The 2785-nt window shown below is 41.8% G+C and carries 3 protein-coding genes; all 3 read left to right on the top strand.

The window, feature by feature from the left end; all coding sequences use genetic code 11:
- Window positions 1-421: 421 nt before the first annotated feature.
- The 3 genes from A9239_RS12520 (at window position 422) to A9239_RS12510 (ending at window position 2623) form a co-directional block, all read left to right on the top strand.
- Entirely contained in the window at window positions 422-799 is a 378-nt protein-coding gene (locus A9239_RS12520; protein WP_048119489.1) for a 30S ribosomal protein S8e, read from the top strand.
- Between the two features lie 70 nt (window positions 800-869).
- Complete coding sequence (locus A9239_RS12515) at window positions 870-1361, top strand: Lrp/AsnC family transcriptional regulator (RefSeq protein WP_048119492.1); 492 nt, start codon at window positions 870-872, stop codon at window positions 1359-1361.
- 80 nt (window positions 1362-1441) lie between these two features.
- Window positions 1442-2623 carry an aminotransferase class I/II-fold pyridoxal phosphate-dependent enzyme gene (locus A9239_RS12510; protein ID WP_048119495.1) on the top strand — a complete coding sequence of 394 codons (1182 nt, stop codon included), beginning with the start codon at window positions 1442-1444 and terminating at the stop codon, window positions 2621-2623.
- The last annotated feature ends 162 nt before the right edge of the window (window positions 2624-2785 follow it).

Genomic DNA, 2785 nt, shown 5'->3' with positions numbered 1-2785 from the left:
AGATTCATTCACTTTAGATTTATATAATTTTTAGCATATGCCTTTTTTCTTCACCTCCACTTGTGAACTTACTGTCAGATTTTTATTTACAACTCTCTTTAATCTAATCTCCTTTTACAGATACAGGCAGAATGTAAAATTGAGTTTTATTCCAGCTGCCTGATCGTAAAGTTCTTATACGATTCTATTTGTATTGATTAGTCCATAGCAAATATGCTAATTAGGCACTCCTGCTAATAAATTAATATATAATCAGAGCATAAGCGATAATTATGCTTACCCTGACACGATCACCAGGCCAGGATAATCAGGATTACAGTATATTTACAATCGGAAAGTACAGAATTACAATAGTAAAATACATAAATAATCATTAAAGATAAGCATTGATTATAATTTCAATACACGATGAGGTTTTAATATGAGATGGCAAGGTAGCTCCAGAAGAAAAGTGACCGGTGGGAAAGTTATTGCTGCCCGCGGAAAGCGCAAGTTTGAAATGGGCCGCGAGTCTGCAGAAACCCGTATAAGTGAAATAAAGAGGAAAAACGTTCACACTATGGGAGGCAACAGGAAGGTAAGACTTCTTCAGTGTGATATTGCAAACATAACCAATCCTAAAGATGGAAAAACCACTTCTGCTCCCATTGAAACAGTTCTCGACAACGCTGCAAACAAGCACTACATCAGGCGTAACATTCTGACGAAAGGCTCAGTAATAAGGACTCCTCTTGGAACCGCTAAAGTTACAAGCAGACCAGGGCAAGACGGAGTTGTAAATGCTGTATTAATTGAATAAATAAAATATAATTTATCCCCGAGACAAAAATTGTTTGTCAAGTTCCCTTAACTTTGTGCCGGTGACCAACATGAATGAAAAGATTCGACATATACTGGAAATTCTTGAGAATGATGCACGAACGAGTCCAGAGGAAATAGCATCCCTTACAGATATGTCTGCAGAGGAGGTTTCCCAGGCAATTACAAAACTTAAAGACACCGGAGTTATCCGGCACTACAAAACCATAGTTGATTGGGATCTGGTCGGGGAGAACTATGTTTATGCCGTTATTGAGCTGAAGGTTACTCTCGAGCGCAATCAGGGCTATCAGGCAATTGCAGAAAGAATCTACAAGTTTCCGGAAGTCAGGTCAGTCAGGCTCCTATCTGGAAATTATGACATATCCCTTACTGTCCGGGGAAAATCGATGAAGGACGTGGCTTTTTTCGTAGCAGAGAAAATTGCAACCCTTGATCAGGTACAGAGCACTTCAACCCACTTTGTACTGAAAACTTATAAAGAAGATGGGGTCATCCTTCATGAACCTGAAACGATTCAAAGGCTACCAGTATCATCTTGATACTAGCCGGTTCAGAACCTGAAATCCCTATCCGATTTTATATTTCATAATACTTATATACTTTTTACAGGGTGTTTTGCTTGAGACCTTCATGTGATCCTTCTAAGTTTGTTGCCGACGTTGTGAAAGAAATTCCTCCTTCGGGAATACGCCGTTTTTTTGATCTGGTTTCCGGACTTGAAGATGTAATCTCCCTTGGTGTAGGAGAGCCTGACTTCATTACTCCGTGGCATATCCGTGAGATGTGTATTCATTCTCTGGAAAAAGGGCAAACCTCATATACCTCAAATTATGGTCTTCCGGACCTCAGGAACGAACTTGCCAGAACTTATTACAGGCGTTATGGCCTGGATTATGACCCTTCATCCGAGATACTCATCACAACAGGTGTGAGTGAAGCTCTGGACATAGCAGTAAGGACAGTGGTCAACCCTGGCGATGAGGTTATTATCGTCCAGCCCTCCTATGTGGCATATGTACCTTCTGTTATTCTTGCAGGAGGCAAGCCAGTTATCGTTGCCACCCACAGGGATGATGAGTTTAGCCTGACTGCAGAAGCCCTCAAACCTGCAATCACGGACAAGACAAAAGCAATAATTCTCAACTTCCCAAGTAACCCTACAGGAGCGATCATGAAACAGGAAGGCCTCGAGGATATTGCCGACCTGGTTGTGGAGAATGATCTGTTTGTTATCTCGGACGAAGTTTACGAGTGCCTTACCTATGAAGGCAAGCATGTTCCGATATCTTCCCTTGATGGCATGAAAGAGCGGACTGTTATGCTTAACGGGTTTTCCAAGGCTTATGCAATGACAGGGCTAAGGCTCGGTTTTGCAATGGGTTCTCCTGAGATTATACATTCAATGATGATGATCCATCAGTACTCCATGCTCTGTGCTCCTATAACGGCTCAAATCGGAGCAATTGAAGCACTCCGTCACGGTAAAGATGAAATGGAGCGGATGATCCGGGAATATGACCGACGCAGGCACTTTATTGTCAGAGGCTTTAACAGGATAGGGCTTGAATGCTGCAACCCTAAAGGAGCATTTTACGCTTTCCCCTATATAGGAAATACCGGACTCTCTTCCTCTGAGTTTGCAGAGCGCCTTCTGGATGAAAAGAAAGTCGTTGCAATCCCAGGAGATGCCTTTGGAGAGGCAGGTGAGGGCTTCCTGCGCTGCGCCTACGCAGCATCCATAAATGACATCAGAAAAGCGTTAGACAGAATGGAAGACTTTGTGGATGGTTTGAAGCAGTAAACTCAGCAAGGGCTCCCATCACTTTTCAAATTTTCCATCGAATCTTATTTTATTCGGGTTTCTTCTTATTTTATTCGGGTTTTTTTGTCAACCTGTTTTTCATCATCTGCTTTATTTTTTAAAGTTCGATGGAACTTTTTGTCTTATTTGCTTATTCGATTA

The organism is Methanosarcina sp. A14 (assembly GCF_001729375.1).
GTDB lineage: Archaea > Halobacteriota > Methanosarcinia > Methanosarcinales > Methanosarcinaceae > Methanosarcina > Methanosarcina barkeri.
Note: the sequence above shows the minus strand (reverse complement) of the source record. Positions and strands in the feature narration are given on the sequence as shown.